This window comes from Mycobacterium sp. DL, from assembly GCF_039729195.1.
GTDB classification, from domain to species: domain Bacteria; phylum Actinomycetota; class Actinomycetes; order Mycobacteriales; family Mycobacteriaceae; genus Mycobacterium; species Mycobacterium hippocampi_A.
In genome coordinates this window covers 4,738,769-4,756,560 of record NZ_CP155796.1, presented here as the reverse complement: position 1 = coordinate 4,756,560, position 17,792 = coordinate 4,738,769, and the positions used below count along the sequence as shown (strand labels likewise).

The following is a 17,792-nucleotide window of genomic DNA, read 5'->3' as shown; positions in this document are numbered from 1 at the left end:
CTCTTCAGACAACGAGAGTTCGGAGACCCACGACATGACGACGACGGAAACTTCTCAGGCGCCCGCCGGCCCCGACATCGATGACCTGCGCCAGGAGATCGATCGCCTCGACGCGACGATCCTGGAGGCGGTTCAGCGCCGCACCGAGGTGTCGCAGCTGATCGGCAAGGCACGGATGGCCTCCGGCGGCACCCGTCTGGTGCACAGCCGGGAGATGAAGGTCATCGAGCGCTACAGCGTGCTGGGCGCCGAGGGGAAGAACCTGGCGATGCTGCTGCTGCGCATGGGCCGCGGCCGCCTCGGCCACTGACCGGACCCCGTCGCGGTTCCCGCGAAATAGCACTCCCGGTTGTGATTGTGGGCTGATGTACAGCCCGGAACGCTATTTCGCGGCAACCTGCGACCCGGGCCGCAGCGCCTCGGTGAGCCACGGAGTCAGCCATTCGACGGCCTCGGGTGTCGGGTGCACACCGTCGCTGCGCATCCGGATGCCGTCGACCTTCACCTGGTAGTAGCCGTTGGGGCTCAGCTTCCGGTTCAGGTCGAGCACCGTGGCGTTGTCCCGCTCGGAGACCACGCTGCGCAACAACGTGTTCCAGCGTTCGACGCGCTTCGGTTGGTCCTCCGGGTAGAGGCTGCCGTCCGGCTTCTCCGCCCTGCGGTTGTAGGGCTCGGTGGTCACGACGACCCGCGCTCCGGTCGAGCCCAGGATGTCCAGTGCGCGGTTGAGTTCACTGCGCAGGTAAGCGTCATATCCGGACTCACCGATATGCGTCCAGCGGCCTTCGTTCATCCGGTCGACGACCTCCCAGCGCCCGACGATCAGCAGCACCACGTCCGGGCGCTCGTGGGTGATCCGCTGGGCCCATCGACCGGGCCAGGCGTCGCACTCGGGCTTCTGGTCGAGTTGCTGACCGACGTACTCGTAGGGTCCGCCGCGTGCGATGCCGCACCCGATCGTGGTGTAGTCGGCGAAATTCAGCCCCGGCGTCTGCGGCAGGTAACGCATCAGGGTCCACGCGATGGAGTCGCCGAACACCGCGACCGTGGTTTCTCCGGGCACCCGCGGCCGTGCCGGTACCGACACTCCCACGGGGATCTCGGGCGCGATCAGCGCGGCGGTGTCGACCTCGGGCCCGGGCGCCGGCTTGCCGGTCGGCACACCCACCGGCATGACGGTCATCGTCAGCACCGCCGCGGTCGCAGCCGTTGCAGCGGCCAGCGGCAGCATCGGCACGGACACGGGTCGCCATCGAAGGATGGGCTGTTCGATGGCCCACCACACCACGGTGGCCACCGCGATGGTCGCCGCGCACCGCAGCGCGAACAGTTCCCATCCCGTCGTGCCGGTGCGCTCGCCGTTGATCACCAGGAAGATCGGCCAGTGCCACAGGTAGACCCCGTAGGAGATGGCGCCGAGGCCCACCAGCGGTGGCAGCGCCAGCAGGCGGGCGACGGGCCCGTCCTGTTCGAGCGCCACCGACGCGACGACGAGGACCGCCGCGACGGCGACGACGATCAGCAGGCCGTGCCGGAACTCCGCGGCGCTGCCCGTGGCGAGGTGGGCTGCCAGTCCCAGCACTGCCAGACCGACGACCGGTACGACGCGCGCCAGCCATCGGGCCCACCGCGAGCGCAGGATCACCATGCCGGCGGCCAGTCCGCGCCAGTCGCGCACCAGCAGGGCCGCCGCGGCCGCTCCCACGAGCAGCGCCTGCATCCGGGTGTCGGTGCCGAAGTAGACGCGGTTGAGGTTCTCCTCGGAGGTCACGAGCATGGTCGCACCCGCGGACGCGATCACCCCCGCCGACGCGATGACAAAGACCGCGATGCGAATCGCGCGCACGGTCAGTGGCACACCGCGGCGATAGGCCACCGCGGCCAGACCCGCGACGACGGCGGCCAGCAGCAATGGCCAGAGCAGGTAGTACTGCTCCTCGACGCCCAGCGACCACGTGTGCTGCAGCGGGGACGGCGGCGCGCCCGCAGCGAAGTAGTCGGTCCGCTCGGCGACGAACATCCAGTTGGACATCCAGAAGAAGGTCGCGACGGCGTGGTCGCGAAGGTTGGTGGTGGATTCCTCGGCGAACAGGTCGCGCGCCGCCACGACCGCGAGCACCATCACGATCAGCGCGGGCAACAGTCTGCGGGCGCGGCGAATCCAGAAGTCCTTCAAGCCGATCTGGCCGCTGCGGCCGATCTCGTCGATGAGCAGCGACGTGATGAGGAAACCGCTGAGGACGAAGAAGACGTCGACGCCGAGGAACCCGCCCGACAGCCCGGGAACACCGCCATGATCGGCCAGCACCAGCGCGACGGCGACCGCCCTGACACCGTCGAGTGCGGCGATTCCCCGGCCCGCGCTCACATATCGGCGTGGGCCCAGACGGATCGGCGCCGCACTCACGGCAGTCACGGTCCCGGGCCCTCCTGATCATTCGCAGCCACGTGCGAATCAGGAATTTTATGGGCTCCGCGACGCCGGATCGGGAAGGCGCGCGGCCGTGCTGTGCGCTAGTTGGTCAGCGCGATGTATTTGGTGTCGAGGTACTCCTCGATGCCTTCGGATCCGCCCTCACGGCCGAAGCCGGATTCCTTGATCCCGCCGAATGGTGCGGCGGCATCGGAGATCACGCCGCGGTTGACGCCGACCATGCCGGACTCGATTCCTTCGGCCACCTTCAGCGCGCGGTCCAGGGACTGCGTGTAGATGTAGGCGGCCAACCCGTACTCGGTGTTGTTGGCGGCCGCGATGCCCTCCTCCACAGTGTCGAAGCCGGTGATGGGGGCGACGGGTCCGAACACCTCCTCCTTGAGGATCCGGGCGTCGGCGGGCACGTCGGCCAGCACCGTGGCCGGGTAGAAGTTGCCGGGCCCGCCGGGAGCGACGCCGCCGATCGCCACGGAGGCACCACGCGACACCGCGTCGGAGACGAGATCGGCGACGGTGTTGACCTGCTTGGAGTTGATCAGCGGGCCCAGCGTCGACGCCGGGTCCAGGCCCTTGCCGAGGGTGAACTCGCTCATCCGCTTGACCATCTTCTCGGTGAACTCGTCCCGCACCGAGTTGGCGACGTGGAACCGGTTGGCCGCGGTGCACGCCTCGCCGCCGTTGCGCATCTTGGCCAGGATCGCGCCGTCGACGGCAGCGTCGATGTCTGCGTCGTCGAACACGATGAACGGTGCGTTGCCGCCGAGCTCCATCGACGTGCGCAACAGCTTGTCCGCCGACTGCTTCACCAGGGCCTTGCCCACCCCGGTGGACCCGGTGAACGTCAGCTTGCGCAGCCGGCCGTCGTTGATCAGCGCCTCGGTCACCGGCCCCGGGCTGCTGGTCGGCAGCACCGACAGCACCCCCTTGGGCAGGCCGGCCTCGTCCATCAACTTGGCCAGCAGCAGCATCGTCAGCGGCGTCTCCTGGGCGGGCTTGACGATCATCGTGCACCCTGCGGCGAAGGCCGGCCCCATCTTGCGGGTGCCCATCGCCAGCGGGAAGTTCCACGGCGTGATCGCGTAGCAGGGCCCGACGGCCTGCTTGGTGACGATGATGCGTCCGTTACCCGCGGGGCTGGGCGTGTAGCGGCCACCGATGCGGACCGCTTCTTCGGCGAACCAGCGGAAGAACTCGGCGCCGTAGGTCACCTCACCCTTGCTCTCGGCGACCACCTTGCCCATCTCCAGGGTCATCAGCGCGGCGATCTCATCGGCCCGCTCGGTGATGGCCTCGAAGACCGCGCGCAGAATCTCGCCCCGCTTACGCGGCGCGGTCCCGGCCCAATCCGCCTGAACCGCGCAGGCCGCGTCGAGCGCGGCGCGCGCATCGTCGGGCGTCGCGTCGGCGACCGTGGTCAGCACCTGGTCGTCGCTGGGGTCCAGCACATTGAAAGTCGACTTGCCCTCGCGTTCTTCACCACCGATCCAGAGTCCGGTGGGTACCGAGTTCAGAAGCGCGGAAGTATCCATACCCCCATCATTTACTCCCTCGGCCGCCTGGCCGCACTAGGGTTCTTCACATGGGTGCCGAGACCTCTGCCAACACCTCCACGATCCCCGACATCACCGCAACGCCCGCCTGGCGGGCGCTGTCCGAGCATCACGGCGAGATCGGCGGCCAGCAGCTTCGTGAGCTGTTCGCCCAGGATCCCACCCGAGGCACCGAACTGGCGCTGACGGTGGGCGACCTCTACATCGACTACAGCAAGCACCGTGTCACCCGGCAGACCCTGACGCTGCTGCTCGATCTTGCGCGGGCGGCCAAGCTCACCGAGCGTCGCGACGCGATGTTCTCCGGCGTCCACATCAACACCTCAGAGGACCGGGCAGTACTGCACACCGCGCTGCGTCTGCCCCGCGGAGTCGACATGACGGTGGACGGCCAGGACATCGCCGCCGACGTGCACGACGTGCTCGACCGGATGGGCGAGTTCACCGACCGGTTGCGCAGCGGCGAGTGGCGCGGCGCGACCGGCGAGCGCATCACCACGGTGGTCAACATCGGCATCGGCGGGTCTGATCTGGGGCCGGTGATGGTGTACGACGCGCTGCGCCACTATGCCGACGCGGGCATCTCGGCACGGTTCGTCTCCAACGTCGACCCGGCCGACCTCGTCGCCAAACTCGACGGATTGGACCCTGCCGCAACACTTTTTGTCATCGCCTCGAAGACGTTCACCACCCTGGAGACTCTGACCAACGCAACGGCGGCGCGCCGTTGGCTGACCGACACGCTCGGCGACGAGGCGGTGTCGAAGCATTTTGTCGCCGTGTCGACCAACAGCAAGCTGGTCGGTGAGTTCGGTATCAACACCGACAACATGTTCGGCTTCTGGGACTGGGTCGGCGGGCGCTACTCGGTGGATTCGGCGATCGGCCTGTCGGTGATGGCGGCGATCGGCCGGGAGCGGTTCGCGGAGTTCCTCGCCGGGTTCCACCTCGTCGACGAGCACTTCCGGACAGCCCCACTGGAGGCCAACGCCCCGGTCCTGCTCGGCATGATCGGGCTCTGGTACAACAACTTTTTCGGCGCGGGAACCCGTGCGGTGCTGCCGTATTCGAACGACCTGTCCCGGTTCGCGGCGTACCTGCAGCAGCTGACGATGGAGTCCAACGGCAAGTCGGTGCGCTCCGATGGCAGCCCCGTCACCTCCGACACCGGCGAGATCTTCTGGGGCGAACCGGGCACCAACGGCCAGCACGCTTTTTACCAGCTGCTGCATCAGGGCACCCGCATGGTGCCCGCCGACTTCATCGGTTTCAGCGAGCCCACCGACGATCTGCCCACCGCCGACGGCACCGGCAGCATGCACGACCTGCTGATGAGCAACTTCTTCGCCCAGACCCAGGTGCTGGCGTTCGGTAAGACCGCCGAGGAGATTGCCGCAGAAGGCACCGCCGCTGACGTCGTGCCGCACAAGGTGATGCCCGGGAGCCGGCCGACCACCTCGATCCTGGGGACCAAGCTGACCCCGTCGGCGGTCGGTCAGTTGATCGCGCTCTACGAACACCAGGTTTTCGTCGAAGGCGTGATCTGGGGTATCGACTCGTTCGACCAGTGGGGAGTGGAGCTGGGCAAGACCCAGGCCAAGGCCCTGCTGCCGGTGATCACCGCCGACGAGGCGCCTGCCGAGCAGTCGGATTCCTCCACCGACACCCTGGTGCGTCGCTACCGATCCGAGCGCGGCCGCACCGCCTGATCTCAGGCCTCGGGGTCGGGGCGGGTCCAGCCGAGGATCATCGCCGGGGTGCAGCCACCGACCAGCAGCACGGTCAACGCCATCAGCCCGCCGGCGTAGGCCATGTCCGTGTCGGCACCCCGGGTGATCACCGAGCCGAAGATCAGATACGCGATCGGGATCATCATCAGGTTCTGTGTCACGGTCAGCCCGATCGACCTGGCGCTGTTGCGCTGCGCCAACTCGAATTCGTCCAGCGTGGCCAGCGGTGCGTCACCCTGGCGGCCCGACACGATCTGAAGGACCAGCCACAGCGGGAAGAAGACCAGGCACGCCGGTAGCCACAGCAGCGGTGCCCACTGGATGCCGAATGCGCACATCAGGCTCACCACGAACATGAAGGCGAACGTCAGCGCCAGCCCGGTGACCAGCGCCCGGCGGCGACGCTGGGTTCGCCACGTTGGCAGCGAATTGGCATACGTGCGTTCATTTTTGAGGAAGCGTCGGGTCCGGTAGTTCTGGTACCGATCGATCAGGGTCGCGTCAGGCATGTGCAGTACCTCCTTGCGGTCGTCCGTCTTTCCGGTAGAACTCGGTCGACAACGGGGTGAAGGGCTCTCGGGAGAACACCGCCTCGACGGGCAGGTCGAAGACTTCACAGATGCGGAACGCCAGATCGAGGCTGGGATAGTGGTCCCCTCGCTCCAGTGCACCGACGGTCTGCGGGTTGACGTCGATCAACTCCGCGAGCTGCGCCCGTGTCAGTCGCCGCTCGGCGCGCAGCACGCCGATGCGGTTGTGGATGGGGAACGTGTCCCCACGTCGTACCGGACTCACCTAACCGATTGTTAGGAAAACCCAACGAACTGTCAAGGTGTTCGGTTGACGACGCAGCAGCCCCGCGGACTGTGACGGGTGCCGCGAGGTTGACTGCCGGTCAGGCGAAGCGATTGGTGAAGCGAGGCGGCAGCACCTTCATCAGCTCGACCAGGGGCCACCAGGGCCACCCCGGCACAACCGCGCGCCCCTTCTCCTTCTCGATCGCATCGACCATCGCCTTGACGCCGGTCTTGTTGTCGACCATCAACATCGTCGTGTTGGATTTGGCCGTCATCTCCGACTCGATGTAGCCGGGCTCGAGCACCGTGATCTTGATCGGGCCGGAGGGGTACTCGGCCCGCAGCGACTGCCCCAGAGACGTGACGCCGGCCTTGCTCGCCGAATAGGCAGCCTTGTGGCCGGGCACGCCGACGTTGCCGAGCACCGACGACACCAGGACCAGATGGCCCTTGTTCGCGGCCTTGAACATCTCCATCGCGGTCTCGATCTGGACAAGGGCCGCAACAAGATTGGTCTCGATGGTGGCCTTGTTCGCCCACGGCTTGCCGCCGCCGAGCGGGTACCCCTTGCCGATGCCTGCGTTGACGATGACGCAGTCGATGCCGCCGAGTTCGTCGGACAGCTCACCGAACACCTTCGGCACCTGCTCGTGGTCGTTGACGTCGAGCGCGGCGACGGCGACGGCGACGTTCGGGTGGCGCGTGGTGAGCTCGGTCCTCAACTCGTCGAGGTTGTCTAGTCGACGCGCGCACAGCGCGAGGTCACGGCCCTTGGCGGCGAACTCGCGGGCCATACCGGCGCCGAGGCCCGAGCTCGCACCGGTGATCAGGATCTTCTGCCGAGTCATTGCGGCAGGATAACCGAGTTAGACAAGTGGCAACCAATCGCCGGGCCTCGAGCGACTGAGTCGGCGTCAACTCGGATCAGCTTGTTCAGCGCCCAACGCGTGCCGTGCGACCGTGGCCTCCATGGTTTCATGTAATGCAGGGATGGATTTGAGCAGGCGGGCGAGATCATCGCGTTCGATTCGCAACACCTCGGCCGCCCCGACCGTTGTCACGGTCGCCGAACGTAGCTTTCCCCGGCGAAGCGCCGATTCGCCGATCACCTCACCCGGACCGACCACAGCAAGGCGATCTCGGCCGGCATACACACCTGCCTCGCCACTGAGCAAGATGTAGCAGGCGTCCGAGGGCGTCTGCTCGTAGATCAGCGGCCTCGGCACGGACGTCGAGAAGTGATGTGCTGCTTTGACGAGAAGTTTCAACTCGTCATCCGAGAAATTGTTGAAGGCGGCGAATTCCCGCAGTCGTCGTGCGGCTTCTTCGTGTTCCTTGGCATGCACGCTCATAGTGGGCTCCTGTTTCACACTGAGGTGGGTATCGGGAGCCTAGCGAGAGATCGTCCTCGGCGATTCCGAACGGTGCGAGAGGTCGCAGAACTACTTCAGCAGCCGCGACATCCGCCGGTCGGCGAGCACCTTGCCGCCGGTCTGACACGTCGCGCAGTATTGAAACGACTTGTCGGCGAAGGACACTTCGCGCACGGTGTCGCCGCAGACGGGACACGGCAGCCCGGTGCGGGCATGCACCCGCAGGCCGGAACGCTTCTCCCCCTTCAGCGTTGCCGCCTGTTGCCCCACCGACCTCGTCACGGCGTCGGTGAGCAGGGAGATCATCGCGTCGTGCAGCGCGCTCAGTTGCGCTTCGGTCAGCTTGTTCGCCGTCGCGAACGGGGACAGCTTCGCGACGTGCAGAATCTCGTCGCTGTAGGCGTTCCCGATGCCCGCGATCACCTTCTGATCGGTGATCACGGTCTTCACACGTCCTGACTGCCCGCGCAGCGCTTCGTCGAGTCCCTCGCGGCTCAGCGTCAGCGCGTCGGGTCCGAGAGCGGCGATCTGCGGAACCGCCATCGGGTCGGTCACCAGCCACACCGCCAGCCGCTTCTGGGTTCCGGCCTCGGTCAGGTCGAAACCCACCGTGTGGTCCGGAGTGCTCGGATCCCTCAAGTGCACCCGCAGCGCGATGGGCCCCTTCCCCGGCTTGAGCGGCGCCGCGGCGAGCTTGTCCGACCAGCGCAACCAGCCCGCCCGCGAGAGGTGGGCGATCAGGTACAGATCGCCCGCCTGAATCCCGAGGTACTTGCCCCACCGATGCGCGTCGACCACCTGCTGCCCGGTCAGCGCAGACACCGGCGGGTCGAACGTCTTGAGCACCGACAGCGCCGACACATCGACGCGGCCGACGCTCAACCCGACGGCGTGCCGGCGCAGATGATCGGCGAGCGCTTCGACCTCCGGCAGTTCGGGCATGACACTCAGTCTGCCTTCACTATCAGCGAGAGCAGCCAACTCACGATCGACAACACGATGCCCGCCCAGACCGCCGTCCACCAGAAGTCGTCGATGAACAGCCCCCAGCCGGTGGTGTGCTCGGTGATCCACGAGGTGATCCACAGCATGAAGGCGTTGATGACGATGTGGATCAGGCCCAGGGTGAGGACGTACAGCGGTATGGAGATCAGCTGGACCACCGGTTTGATGATCGCGTTGACCACCCCGAAGATCACCGCGACGACGAAGATGATGCCGACCCTGGCCAGGGTGGTGTCGCCGCCGACGAACTCGATGCCAGGCACGAGCAACGTCACCAACCACAGTGCGAGCCCGGTCAGTCCAGCGCGAATGAGGAACTGCGCCATGCGTCAGATCCTCCCACAACTGCCCTCGCAGCCGCCCGATCTGCCACCGCGCGCCTCGTCAGGCGGCCGACAGCACCGTCATCCCGTCCAGCCCGCCGCCGCCGATCGGCCCGACGACGGTCGCCACTCCGGTGCCGACGTCGATGCGGTAGAGCGTGGACCCGAAGGCGCCGTAGGCATTGCCGACGGCGTCGATGTCGAAAGCCGACGGGGCGTCGGCAGGAACGCCGAGCGGACCGATGGTGTTCAAGATGCCCGCATTCGGCGGGTTCTGCAGCACCACAACGCCTGCGGCGGTGTCGACGACGAACAGTTTGGTTGTCGTGGTGCCGGCGACGTTGTCGCTGTAGGCGGCCGCAGTGGCCCGCGGCAACTTCCCGGCGTTGACGTCCGGAGCGGTCACCGGGGTGGGCGGGGACATGGCGTCGGCAGGATCACCGGGGGCGGCGTACTTCAACGCGCCGTCGTAGAACGTGGTGCCCGCCTTCGCGCCGGGAGCCGCTGTCGCGGTCGACGGGCGGTCGGCCACGACGATGCGGAGGTCCTGGCCGGTGTCGGACACGACCCGCAGCAGGTCGGCGGCCGGATTGAAATCGACACCGAAGGCGGCGCCGACCGGTATCACCGCGCTGCCGTCGGTGTTGAGCGTCAGCCGCGGTCCCGGCGCGGCCATCGCCGTGGTGCCCCCGTTGCCCACGGTGACGGTGTACAGCGTCCCGGACGCGCCGACTCCCCACACTGTGTTGTCCACGGGCCGCAGGTCGATGCCGAGCAGTCGGTCGCCGGGTTGCAGCCCGACCACGGGCGCGGCGACCGCGGCACCGGGGTTCGAGGGTGAGAACGTCACCAGCGTCGCGCCGTCGCGCACCCCGTAGACGACGCCGTCGGGGTAGGCGCCAGCAGGAGGCGCCACCAGCAAGGCGGCGCCGACGAGGGCACCTGCCAGCAGCGGTGCGGTCAGTCGGACGGTCTTCGGCATGGTTTCCCTCAGCTTGGCGATTTTCCGGGTCTGAACCACCGACCCTAGCAAAATGCGAACATTCCGCTGTCCCGTGCGGCCGAGAAGACCTCCTGTTCACAGACAAGTCACAATTGGCTCATCAACGGCATCAGTCGCCGGGTGACGAACCCTCCGACGCCAGTCGAATGCGAGGTCAGCGCCGAGTGTCAGCAAATCGTGACCCAAAGTATCCGGTACCCGGGGTATTGACAGCTTCCGACCAACGCCGTTAGGTTGCCTAGCATTCGCGCCACTTCGTCTATCGGAGGGATGTCAACGGTGACAGCTTCGATCAGGGCCGCAGGCCCGACCACCCGCGAGCAGTTCGCCGAACGCCTCCTCAAGGGCTCGGTGAAGAAGTCCTACGCCCCGGTCGTGGACATCGACTGGAATGCGCCCCTGGACCCCGACAAGTTTTTCCTGCCGCCCAAGACCGTGTCGCTGTACGGCACCCCGTTGTGGGACAGCATGACCCGCGAGCAGCAGATCGAACTGTCCCGGCAGGAATTGGTCAACACCCTGTCGGCGGGAATCTGGTTCGAGAACATCCTCAACCAGGCGCTGCTGCGCAAGATCATGCACCAGGATCCGACCGCCCGCGCCACGCACTACGAGCTGACCGAACTCGGTGACGAGACCCGGCACATGGTGATGTTCGGCAAGGCGATCGACCGGGTGGGCGCCAAGCCGGTGCGGCCCAGGCGGTATCAGCGGATCATCATCAACGCGCTGCCGTTCGCCTTCCAGGGCTCGATGCTCTGGGTGGCCGCGCTGATCGGCGAGGAGATCTTCGACTCCCTGCAGCGTCAGATGATGGACGATCCCGAGCTCCAGCCGGTGGTGTCGCGGCTGATGCGGATCCACGTCGCCGAGGAGGCGCGCCACATCCAGTTCGCCCGCGACGGCCTGCGCAAGCGTGCACCCCATCTGCGTCGCGTCCCGAAGTTGTTCATCGCCAACATCAATGGCGTGGGTGGTGTGTTCTTCCAGCGACTGTTCAGCAATCCCGTGCAGTACCGGCGCGCCGGGCTGGACCCGCGGGAGGCCCGGCGTGCAGCACGCACCAGCGCGCACCGCCACGAAGTTCAGGTGCTCGGGTTCGCCCCACTGGCGGCGTTCCTCGACGAGGTCGGGTTGATGGGACCGATCGCCCGCAGGATGTGGAAGCGCAGCCGCTTCCTGTGACCGACGTCGACACTGTGGCGTACGTGGGTCGACGCGAGACCGAACAGGCCGCCTTCGACGAGGCGACCCACACCTGGACCGTCGACGGGCGCCGCGCGCGGGTGCTCATCGCGACCGACGGGACGCTTCCCGCGGCCTTCGCGTGCCGTGCGGACGGCCTCGAGCCCTACCTCGGGGTGGCGGTGCACGGTGTGCCGAACTACTTTCTGATCACCGGTCCGGACAATGCGGCGCAGAAGGGCTATATCGCCAAATGTATTGCGCACCTTGGCCGCACCGGCAGTACCCGGATCGAGGTGCGCGCCAGCACCCAGCGGTTCTATGACGAACACTCACGGGGTCCCGTGCATCGCCGCGGACTCTACTGGCGCCGGGTGGGTCGACGGATCCCGTCGGCGTTCGAGGTCCGCGGGCATGGGGACGACGCCGACGACGACGCCGTCTACGACGGGCCCGCCTCGGTTGTCATCGGCGACCGCACCCACCAGACCCAGGCACGGCTGACCGGGTGGGTCGACCCGATCGACGGCCGGTACCACTGGCAGGGAACGATATTCGATGCGGGATTCAAGGTGCGGTTGCCGCAGGAGGTGACCGTGGCGGTGGACGGCCACGCCGCCGAGGCCCGGCTGACCGAGCGCACCCCGTGGTCGACGTACCTGGTGGTCGGCGTGGGCGCGCCGCCGTTCGCACTGGCGGACATCGAGGTCGACGTTCCGCTGCTCTGACCTCTCCGGCACCGGCATACTAGAACGTGTTCTAGTATGCGGTCACTGACGAGCAGGAGACGATGTGCGATTCACGTTCGCGGAAGCGATGACCGATCCGACGTTCTACATTCCGCTGGCGAAGGCGGCCGAGGAGGCCGGCTACCACGCCATGACGATCCCGGACAGCGTCGCCTACCCGTTCGAATCGGATTCGAAGTACCCCTACACCCCCGACGGCAATCGCGAGTTCCTCGACGGAAAGGCGTTCATCGAGTCGTTCGTGCTCACCGCCGCACTGTGCGCCGTCACCACGACGTTGCACTTCAACCACTTCGTGCTCAAGTTGCCCATCCGCCCGCCGGCCCTGGTCGCCAAACAGGCGGGCTCGCTGGCGGCGATGTTCGACAACCGGCTGGGACTCGGTGTCGGCACCAGCCCGTGGCCGGAGGACTACGAGCTGATGAACGTCCCCTACGCCAAACGCGGCAAGCGGATGGACGAGTGCATCGACATCATCAAGGGGCTCACGTCGGGTGACTACTTCGAGTATCACGGCGAGTTCTACGACATCCCGAAGACCAAGATGACACCCGCGCCGTCCAAACCGGTGCCGATCCTCATCGGCGGGCACGCCGACGCCGCGCTGCGACGGGCCGCCCGCAACGACGGCTGGATGCACGGTGGTGGTGATCCCGAGGAACTCGACGCACTTCTGGCGAAGCTCAACCGATTTCGTGAGGAGGCAAGGACGAAAGCTCCTGCTCGAGATTTCCAGATCCACGTCATCTCGATCGACGCCTACACACCCGACGGCATCAAGCGGCTCGAGGACAAGGGCGTCACCGACGTCATCGTCGGCTTCCGGATCCCGTACATCTCGGGCCAGGACACCGAGCCTCTCGATACCAAGATCCGCAATCTGGAGATGTTCGCCGAGAACGTCATCGCCAAGGTGTGACGGCCCGTGTCGCACACGGGCCACCGCGGCACCGATCGCCTCGGGTGACGGTGTCGCCGGATTCGCCAGTACCGGTGGACGGCCTTGCCCGGACCGTGTGGAATCAGGTGATGACCGATACGCACGTCCTCGATGCGGGGTGCGTGGGTGTGGGCGCGGATATCACGAACCGGCAAGTCGCGGCCGCCGAGGTCGGTAGCGTGGTCTGGATCGAGCACATGATCGACCGACGTGGCCCCCGGACGGTGTCGCCACGATGATGGGTTCGGAGTTGGACGCCGCCGGGGTGCGGGATCGGGCGCTGCGCGAGGCCTACCGGAGTTGCCGCGCCATCAACGCCCAGCACGGCAAGACGTTCTTTCTGGCCACCAGACTTCTTTCGCCTGCTCAACGACCCGCGGTGCATGCGCTCTACGGCTTCGCGCGAAGCGCCGACGACATCCTCGACGGGTTCGATTCACGCTCCGCGGTTCAGCGCGCCGACGAACTCCACGACATGGCGAGCGCGCTGTCCGACCGCCTCGTGGACGGCAAGCCGAGTGACGGCAACCCGATTCTGGACGCTGTCGTGGACACCGCCCAGACCTACGACCTGGACTGGCAGCTGTTCGATGATTTCCTCGGCGCCATGCGAATGGACCTCACGGTCACCGACTATCCCGATCGCGCCGCGCTGGATCGGTACATGCACGGCTCCGCCGAGGTGATCGGGCTGCAGCTACTTCCGGTGCTGGGCACCGTCGGCCCGCGGGAGGAGGCGGCACCGTATGCGGCCGCGCTCGGCAAGGCGTTCCAGCTCACCAACTTCCTTCGTGACATCGACGAAGACCTGACACGCGGTCGGGTGTACCTGCCCGCCGACGAGTTGGCGGCCCACGGCGTCGATCGTGAGGTGTTGACCCGGTGCCAGCAGCGTCGCGTCACCGAGCCTCGGGTCCGCGCGGCGCTGATCGAGCAGCTCGCCCTGACCCGGAAGATCTACAGGGACGCCGAGCGAGGCGTCGCGTTACTGCATCCGCGGTCGCGGCCGTGTGTCAACGTCGCACTGACGTTGTACTCGGAGATACTGGACTGCATCGAGGAGACGGACTTCGCGGTGTTCGTCCGTCGGGCGACCGTCTCGACGACGCGCCGCCTGCAGGTCGCCACTGCGGGACTCACCAGAGCATGGCGGGTCCGTGCCCGCCGACAGGAGGTATGAGCTGTATGAGCACACGACGCTATGACGTTCCCGAGGCGTTCGACGCCGGAGCCGATTCCTACGACGGTCTCGTCGGCGCCAATCCCGGTTATCACCAACACTTGCGACTGTCGGCACAACGAATGCAGTTGCCCGACGGCGGCCGCGGACTCCGACTGCTGGACATCGGCTGCGGCACAGGCGCATCCACCGCGGCACTACTGAGCGCGGCGCCGTACGCCGAGATCGTGGCCGTCGACGGCTCCGCCGGCATGCTGGCCTGCGCCCGGGCCAAGGACTGGCCGGCGTCGGTCACCTTCGTCCACAGCCGCGCCGAAGACCTCGCGGACGCGGGCGTGACCGGACCGTTCGACGGTGTCCTCGCCGCCTATCTGGTCCGCAATCTCAGCGATCCGGACACCGTGCTGAAATCGCTGCGCTCGTTGATGTCTCCGGGGGCGGTGTTCGCCGCCCACGAGTATTCGGTGCGCGATTCCCGGGTGGCCACCGCCATATGGAACGCGGTGAGTTGGGCGATCATCATCCCCGCAGGGCGGCTGCGCACCGGCGACGCCGAGCTCTACCGCTATCTGCGCCGCAGCGTCAACGACTTCGACGGTGTGACACGGTTCCGGAACCGCCTGCAGCACAGCGGGTTCACCGAGGTCCGCAGTATGACCGTCCCCGGCTGGCAGCGAAACATCGTGCACACCTTCCTCGCCAGGGCACCGCAGTGAGTGTCTTCGACCGGCTGGCCGCGACGGCCGCCAAGGCGTGGCCGTTCGAGATCCTGCCACGCATCCCGTGGGCCCGGCAGACCCCGACCCACGGGCAAGCGTCACCCGCCGTGATCGGCGCGGCCCTTGCGCGTTCCCAGAAGCGGCCGAGCGGCAACTGGTTCACGATCGCCGCCAGTTCGGCGATCACGGCCGCGCCGTACCGCGCCGAAGTGGCAGGGGCCCAGCTGGTCTGCTGGCGCGGCGCCGACGGTCAGGTGCGGATCGGACCGGCACGATGCCCCCATCTGGGCGCCGATCTGTGCACCGGCACCGTCGATCGTGATGCGCTGATCTGTCCGTGGCACGGCCTTCGGTTGACGGGCGACTCGGCGCGATCCGGATGGGCGCCGCTGCCCGCTCACGACGACGGGGTCCTGGTCTGGGTCCGCCTCGACCGTATCGGTGGCGAAACGCCCACTCCCGAGCCGATCGTCCCGGTCCGACCAGTCGGGCCTCAGATCGCGGCGGTCACCCAGCTCAGCGGGGTCTGCGAAGCCACCGACATCATCGCCAACCGGATGGACCCCTGGCACGGCTCGTGGTTTCACCCGTACTCGTTCACAAAGCTCGAGGTGCTCAGCGCCCCACCGGCGCACGACGACGTGCCTGAGGAGTTGGACCGGTTCCTGGTGGCCGTCACATTCCGCATCGGCCGGCTCGGCATCCCGGTGATCGCCGAGTTCACCAGCCCTGAGAAGCGCACCCTCGTCATGCGCATCCTCGAGGGTGAAGGCACCGGCAGTGTGGTCGAAACCCATGCCACGCCCAATGGATACGGCCGGGACGGGCTTCCTCGCAGCACGGTGATCGAGGCGGTCATCGCATACTCCGAGCGTCCCGGTTTCGCCCGTGCCCTTCCGGCCGCGCCGTTGATCGCACCACTCATGCGCCGCGCCGCAGATCGGTTGTGGCGGGACGACTTACGCTACGCCGAGCGATTGCACACCGTGCGTCGGGAAGAAGCCGACGGCGCGACGGATCTGCTCACGCCGACCCCGCCCACGACGGAAGAGCCGCGGCATCCAGCAACGGCACCTGGTCGCGGGCCCACGGACTGATCGCCCAGTCCAGCGTCGCCGCGGTGCGCACCTGATCCCAGCCCACCCAGGCCAGGTCCATCACCTCGTCGGGTTCGGCGTTGACATCGCCGGCCACCAACGCGCAGAAGACCGGACACACCTCGTTCTCCACGGTGCCGTCGGCAGCCTCTGCGCGGTAACGGAATTCGGGGAGCACACACACCACCTCCGCCAGGGTGGTTCCGAGTTCCTGCCGACCGCGACGGCGCACCGCCTCCTCGACAGGTTCGTCGGGACCGGGATGGCCGCAGAATGAATTCGTCCACACCCCCGGCCACGTCTGCTTTCCCAGGGCGCGACGGGTGAGCAGCACGCGCCCGGTTCCGTCGAAGAGGTAGCAGGAGAACCCGAGATGCAGAGGGGTGTCGGCATGATGAACCTCCGCCTTCGCGGCGGTGCCCACGGCGTTGCCGGCATCGTCGAGCAGCACCACCCGTTCCTCGTGACTCACACGTCTCTCTCTTTCCCTTCGGTCCCTGTCTCGTTCGGTGTGTCACCGCGACGCTGCGACCATCCCGTCGATCGCCTCGGTGCCGAGAACCTGGTCGAGCACCATCATGGCGCTGCCGATGACCCCGGCCCGGTCGCCGAGCGCCGCCGGAACGACCTGCAGCGTACGGGTCGCCAGTGCGGTCGCGTTGCCGTACAACGTCTCTCGCAATCCGGCTACGAAGATGTCGTAGGCGGCCGCGACGTCGCCCGCCACCACCAGGGCGGCGGGGTTGAGCAGGTTGACGGCAGCGGCGAGCACCTCGCCGACGTGCCGACCACTGTCCCGCAGCAGCCGGCGCGCCAGCGCGTCTCCCCCGTGCGCCAACTCGACGACGTCGCGGAGATTCTGTACCGGCCTGCCCTCCTGCCGCAGCGCGCGCACCAACGCCCATCCGCCGGCGACCGCCTCGAGACAACCGATGTCGCCACAGCGGCATGCTCGGCCGTCGGCCGCGGCGGTTTTGTTGTGGCCGAATTCGCCTGCCGCACGAATCGCGCCGCGCTGCAGCGCCCCGCCGGAGATGATGCCCGCTCCGAGACCGGTTGATGCCTTGATGACCAGGACGTCGCCGAACGTGCGCCCGGCCCCGACGCGCCATTCGGCGAGAGCGATCACGTTGGCGTCGTTGCCGAGTATCACCGGGGCGTCGGTGAGCTCACTGAAGTACGGGATCAGCGGTGCGCCGTCCCAGCCGCTCAGGATCGGTGTATCAACGCTGCTGCCGCGCTGCTGATCCACGGTGCCGGGCAGGCTGAGGCCGACGCCGAAGATCCGCGCATCACGGCAACCCGATTCGGTCAGCATCAGGTCGAGGCGTTTGACCACATCGGGCATCAGGTCGTTGGGGCCCAGGCCCGGCTCCTGGTCGATGTCGGCGTTCGCCAGCACGTCGCCGGCCAGGTCGCACACCGCCAGGCGAGTGCGGCTGCCACCGACGGCAGCGGTCAGCACCACTCCCGCCGCGGCGTTGAAGCTCAGCAGCGTGGCGGGCCGCCCGCCCGTCGACAGCGCGTGTTCGTGCTCGATCACCATGTTGCGCGCGGTGAGTTCCCTCACCCTGGCGGTCACCGCGGTCCGGGACAAACCTGTGAGCTTTCCGATCTCGGATCGTGTCACTTCGCGCTTTTCCCTGATCAAGGCATACACATCTCCCACAGTCGTTGCTGGAGAGATCCTGAACAGTGGCACGGGCC

Annotated in this window: 20 protein-coding genes and 1 pseudogene; 9 read left to right on the top strand and 12 right to left on the bottom strand. The window is 67.2% G+C overall.

Going from position 1 to position 17,792, the window contains the following annotated elements:
* Positions 1-34: 34 nt before the first annotated feature.
* Positions 35-310, top strand: coding sequence for a chorismate mutase (locus ABDC78_RS22725; protein WP_347133200.1), 276 nt, complete (start codon positions 35-37; stop codon positions 308-310).
* A 72-nt stretch (positions 311-382) separates the two neighbouring features.
* Here the strand turns inward: ABDC78_RS22725 and ABDC78_RS22720 are convergent, their stop codons facing one another.
* Entirely contained in the window at positions 383-2,416 is a 2,034-nt protein-coding gene (locus ABDC78_RS22720) for an acyltransferase family protein (RefSeq protein ID WP_178360595.1), read from the bottom strand.
* A 98-nt stretch (positions 2,417-2,514) separates the two neighbouring features.
* The gene (locus ABDC78_RS22715; RefSeq protein WP_178360594.1) at positions 2,515-3,963 is read right to left on the bottom strand and encodes an NAD-dependent succinate-semialdehyde dehydrogenase; all 1,449 of its coding nucleotides are present in this window, start codon (positions 3,961-3,963) and stop codon (positions 2,515-2,517) included.
* Between the two features lie 50 nt (positions 3,964-4,013).
* Here ABDC78_RS22715 and pgi point away from each other — a divergent pair, with 50 nt between their 5' ends.
* The gene (gene pgi / locus ABDC78_RS22710) at positions 4,014-5,693 is read left to right on the top strand and encodes a glucose-6-phosphate isomerase (RefSeq protein ID WP_178360593.1); all 1,680 of its coding nucleotides are present in this window, start codon (positions 4,014-4,016) and stop codon (positions 5,691-5,693) included.
* Between the two features lie 2 nt (positions 5,694-5,695).
* On the opposite strand, the gene ABDC78_RS22705 is transcribed toward pgi, so the two are convergent.
* The 8 genes and pseudogenes from ABDC78_RS22705 to ABDC78_RS22670 form a co-directional block, all read right to left on the bottom strand.
* Positions 5,696-6,223 (bottom strand): hypothetical protein, encoded by a 528-nt coding sequence (locus tag ABDC78_RS22705; RefSeq protein ID WP_178360592.1) that lies wholly within the window; start codon positions 6,221-6,223, stop codon positions 5,696-5,698.
* Positions 6,216-6,509, bottom strand: a complete 294-nt coding sequence (locus tag ABDC78_RS22700) for a helix-turn-helix transcriptional regulator (protein WP_178360591.1) — start codon at positions 6,507-6,509, stop codon at positions 6,216-6,218. Before ABDC78_RS22700 ends, ABDC78_RS22705 begins: the two co-directional genes overlap by 8 nt.
* A 100-nt stretch (positions 6,510-6,609) precedes the next feature.
* Entirely contained in the window at positions 6,610-7,359 is a 750-nt protein-coding gene (locus ABDC78_RS22695; protein WP_178360590.1) for an SDR family oxidoreductase, read from the bottom strand.
* Between the two features lie 66 nt (positions 7,360-7,425).
* Positions 7,426-7,863, bottom strand: coding sequence for a cyclic nucleotide-binding domain-containing protein (locus ABDC78_RS22690; protein WP_178360589.1), 438 nt, complete (start codon positions 7,861-7,863; stop codon positions 7,426-7,428).
* Between the two features lie 90 nt (positions 7,864-7,953).
* Positions 7,954-8,427, bottom strand: coding sequence for a zinc finger domain-containing protein (locus tag ABDC78_RS22685; protein ID WP_347133531.1), 474 nt, complete (start codon positions 8,425-8,427; stop codon positions 7,954-7,956).
* Between the two features lie 204 nt (positions 8,428-8,631).
* Positions 8,632-8,826: pseudogene (locus ABDC78_RS22680) on the bottom strand (DNA-formamidopyrimidine glycosylase family protein); the annotation flags it as partial.
* 5 nt (positions 8,827-8,831) lie between these two features.
* Complete coding sequence (locus tag ABDC78_RS22675) at positions 8,832-9,215, bottom strand: phage holin family protein (RefSeq protein WP_178360587.1); 384 nt, start codon at positions 9,213-9,215, stop codon at positions 8,832-8,834.
* A gap of 58 nt (positions 9,216-9,273) precedes the next feature.
* The gene (locus ABDC78_RS22670) at positions 9,274-10,194 is read right to left on the bottom strand and encodes a DUF4394 domain-containing protein (RefSeq protein WP_178360586.1); all 921 of its coding nucleotides are present in this window, start codon (positions 10,192-10,194) and stop codon (positions 9,274-9,276) included.
* Positions 10,195-10,494: 300 nt separating this feature from the next.
* Between ABDC78_RS22670 and ABDC78_RS22665 the strand changes: the two genes are divergently transcribed.
* The 7 genes from ABDC78_RS22665 (at position 10,495) to ABDC78_RS22635 (ending at position 16,085) form a co-directional block, all read left to right on the top strand.
* Positions 10,495-11,400: a diiron oxygenase gene (locus ABDC78_RS22665; protein WP_347133199.1), complete on the top strand. Its 906-nt coding sequence runs from the start codon at positions 10,495-10,497 to the stop codon at positions 11,398-11,400.
* Positions 11,397-12,128 carry a DUF4873 domain-containing protein gene (locus ABDC78_RS22660; RefSeq protein ID WP_178360584.1) on the top strand — a complete coding sequence of 244 codons (732 nt, stop codon included), beginning with the start codon at positions 11,397-11,399 and terminating at the stop codon, positions 12,126-12,128. Before ABDC78_RS22665 ends, ABDC78_RS22660 begins: the two co-directional genes overlap by 4 nt.
* A 64-nt stretch (positions 12,129-12,192) precedes the next feature.
* Positions 12,193-13,068, top strand: a complete 876-nt coding sequence (locus tag ABDC78_RS22655; protein WP_178360583.1) for an LLM class flavin-dependent oxidoreductase — start codon at positions 12,193-12,195, stop codon at positions 13,066-13,068.
* Positions 13,069-13,178: 110 nt separating this feature from the next.
* Positions 13,179-13,328, top strand: coding sequence for a hypothetical protein (locus ABDC78_RS22650; RefSeq protein ID WP_178360582.1), 150 nt, complete (start codon positions 13,179-13,181; stop codon positions 13,326-13,328).
* Positions 13,325-14,269 carry a phytoene/squalene synthase family protein gene (locus tag ABDC78_RS22645; RefSeq protein ID WP_178360581.1) on the top strand — a complete coding sequence of 315 codons (945 nt, stop codon included), beginning with the start codon at positions 13,325-13,327 and terminating at the stop codon, positions 14,267-14,269. Before ABDC78_RS22650 ends, ABDC78_RS22645 begins: the two co-directional genes overlap by 4 nt.
* Positions 14,270-14,274: 5 nt before the next feature.
* Entirely contained in the window at positions 14,275-14,985 is a 711-nt protein-coding gene (locus ABDC78_RS22640; protein WP_178360580.1) for a class I SAM-dependent methyltransferase, read from the top strand.
* Entirely contained in the window at positions 14,982-16,085 is a 1,104-nt protein-coding gene (locus ABDC78_RS22635) for a Rieske (2Fe-2S) protein (protein ID WP_178360579.1), read from the top strand. Before ABDC78_RS22640 ends, ABDC78_RS22635 begins: the two co-directional genes overlap by 4 nt.
* Here the strand turns inward: ABDC78_RS22635 and idi are convergent.
* Both idi and ABDC78_RS22625 read right to left on the bottom strand, forming a co-directional pair.
* A complete protein-coding gene (gene idi / locus ABDC78_RS22630) occupies positions 16,012-16,557 on the bottom strand; it encodes an isopentenyl-diphosphate Delta-isomerase (protein WP_178360578.1) in 546 nt (181 codons plus the stop codon). The genes ABDC78_RS22635 and idi overlap by 74 nt on opposite strands.
* 42 nt (positions 16,558-16,599) lie before the next feature.
* Positions 16,600-17,787 (bottom strand): ROK family protein, encoded by a 1,188-nt coding sequence (locus tag ABDC78_RS22625; RefSeq protein ID WP_347133198.1) that lies wholly within the window; start codon positions 17,785-17,787, stop codon positions 16,600-16,602.
* Between the last annotated feature and the right edge of the window lie 5 nt (positions 17,788-17,792).